The organism is Paracoccus sp. MKU1 (assembly GCF_001447385.1).
Lineage (GTDB): Bacteria > Pseudomonadota > Alphaproteobacteria > Rhodobacterales > Rhodobacteraceae > Paracoccus.
In genome coordinates this window covers 1-2113 of sequence record NZ_LLWQ01000079.1, presented here as the reverse complement: position 1 = coordinate 2113, position 2113 = coordinate 1, and the positions used below count along the sequence as shown (strand labels likewise).

Here is a 2113-nt window from a genome sequence, read left to right as displayed (position 1 = left end):
CCCGCCCATGCGCCGGTCCCGCTGGGGGCGCATCCCGAGGGCTGCGACTATCGGGCCCGCATGATCCAGGCGCTGGACGCGGTCGAGCGGCGCTGGCGCATCGTCTATACCGGCCCCGGCATTTCGGGGCTGCAGAACGCGGTCAGGAACGGGCTTTGCGTGACCGCGCTGACCCGTGCCACCATGCTGCCCGGCATGCGGATGCTGACCGAGGTCGAGGGCTTTCCGGCATTGGAGCCGCTGCGAGTCGGGCTGTTCTACAAGCATCCGCGCCTGTCGGCGGCGGGGCTGCAACTGGTCAGCGATCTGGTGGCCGATCTGGACAGCGTGGGGTCCGGCATCCATGCGATTCCGGTGTGACGGCCGCGCCATAACGCATGCAAATGTCAGGATTGAAAGAACCGATTTTGCATGTGCGGCGCCTTCTCCTAGCCTGATCCCATCAAACAATCAATCAGAACAATCAGACAGGGTGATGAGATGACACAGGATGGACGGGGTGCGCGCCTCGGGCTTTCGCGTCGTGCGGTGCTGTCGCTGGGCGCGGCGGCGCTGGCCACGCCGATGCTGTCGCGCCGCGCCTTTGCCGCGCCGACGCAGCTGACCATGCTGGCCTGGTATGGCCATGCCGAGCCCGACATGGTGGCCGAGTTCGAGGCCGAGAACAACGTCAAGTTCGTGCCAAAATACTATACCGGCGGCGACAACATGCTGGGGCTGATCTCGCAAAGCCCGCCCGGCACCTTCGACGTGATCCTGTCGGATGCCGAATATGTCCAGCAGCTGAACGCCGCCGGCTATATCGAGGCGCTGGACCCGGCCGACTATCCCTTTGACGAGTTCTTCCCCGAGTTCCAGCACTTTCCCGGCCATTGGGAAGGCGACACGCTTTATTCGGTCATCACCCGCTTCGGCTTCCTGGGCGTGGCCTGCAACACCGACGCCGTGACCGAGGCGCAAGCCGCCTCCTATGAGGTGTTCTGGGAGCCGGCGCTGAAGGGAAAGGTCGGGCATTTCGACTGGCACCTGCCGAACCTTGGCCAGATGAGCCTGCTCAATGGCAATGCCAACCCCTATGACATCGACGGGGCGGCATGGGATGCGGTCAAGGAAAAGACCATGACCCTGCGCCGGCAGATCGGCGGCTTCTTCGATTATGGCGGCACCTTCTCATCCCTGAACAACGGCCAGATGCTGGCCTTTGCCGGTATCGGCGACTGGATCACCGGCGTGCTCGAACGCAACGGCGCCAAGGTCCGCACCGTCATTCCCGAACAGGGCGGGCTGCAATGGACCGAGAGCTTCTCGATCGGCAAGGGCTCGTCCAAGGCCGATCTGGCGAAGAAATGGATCCAGTATGTCACCTCGGCCAAGGGCCAGTCGAAATCGGCGCAGATGGCGGCCTATCCGGCGCTGATCCCGAATCAAAGGGGCTGGGAGCTGCTGAATGTCGAAAACCCCGACGAGGCGAAACGCCAGGGCATGGTCCCGGGTCAGGACAATGTGATGGACCTGATCCGCAACGGCCGCATCAAGTATCGCCAGCTTCCGGTGCAGCAGTCGCTGGAGGAATGGAACGACTTCTGGTCGGACTACAAAAGCGCCTGAGCATGACGTGGCCGGCGCAGGTCGCCGGCCGCGCTGTCCGTCCCCTGCCGGAGCCTGCCGATGCGACGTCCCGTCTCGCTTTACGGACTTACTTTCTCTCTGCCGCTGCTGATTTGGCAGCTTCTGTTCTTTGTCTTCCCGCTGGTCTTTCTGGTCGCGCTCAGCTTCTGGACCGTGCGCAATTTCCGCCTCGAGGCGGGGTTCGACACGGTGAACTGGGTTACGATGTTCGGCCGCCCGGTCTTTTGGCAGGCCTATGGCACGACCCTGGCCATGGCCGCCACCGCTGCGGCGCTGACCAGCGCGCTGGCCTTTCCCTGCGCCTATGCCATCGCCTTCAAGCTGTCGCCCGCTGCGCGACGCTGGGCGATCTTCCTGATGGTGATCCCATTCTTCACCAGCTACCTGGTCCGGGTCTATTCCTGGCAGATCTTTTTGTCCGACGCGGGCATCATCAATGTAGTGCTGGGCTGGCTTGGCCTTGGCCCCTTCAACCTGCTCAACA

Annotated in this window: 1 protein-coding gene and 2 pseudogenes; all 3 read left to right on the top strand. The window is 63.3% G+C overall.

The genetic code is table 11. From position 1 onward, the window contains the following. A pseudogene (locus AQY21_RS05210) lies at window positions 1-360 on the top strand (transcriptional regulator); the annotation flags it as partial. 120 nt (window positions 361-480) lie between these two features. Next, window positions 481-1608 carry a spermidine/putrescine ABC transporter substrate-binding protein gene (locus tag AQY21_RS05205; RefSeq protein WP_058096717.1) on the top strand — a complete coding sequence of 376 codons (1128 nt, stop codon included), beginning with the start codon at window positions 481-483 and terminating at the stop codon, window positions 1606-1608. A gap of 60 nt (window positions 1609-1668) precedes the next feature. Continuing rightward, window positions 1669-2113: pseudogene (locus AQY21_RS05200) on the top strand (ABC transporter permease); the annotation flags it as partial.

What these genes read in the sequence shown, in the direction of transcription:
- AQY21_RS05205 (WP_058096717.1), top strand. Translation starts at nt 481, where the DNA reads ATGACACAGGATGGACGGGGTGCGCGCCTCGGGCTTTCGCGTCGTGCG.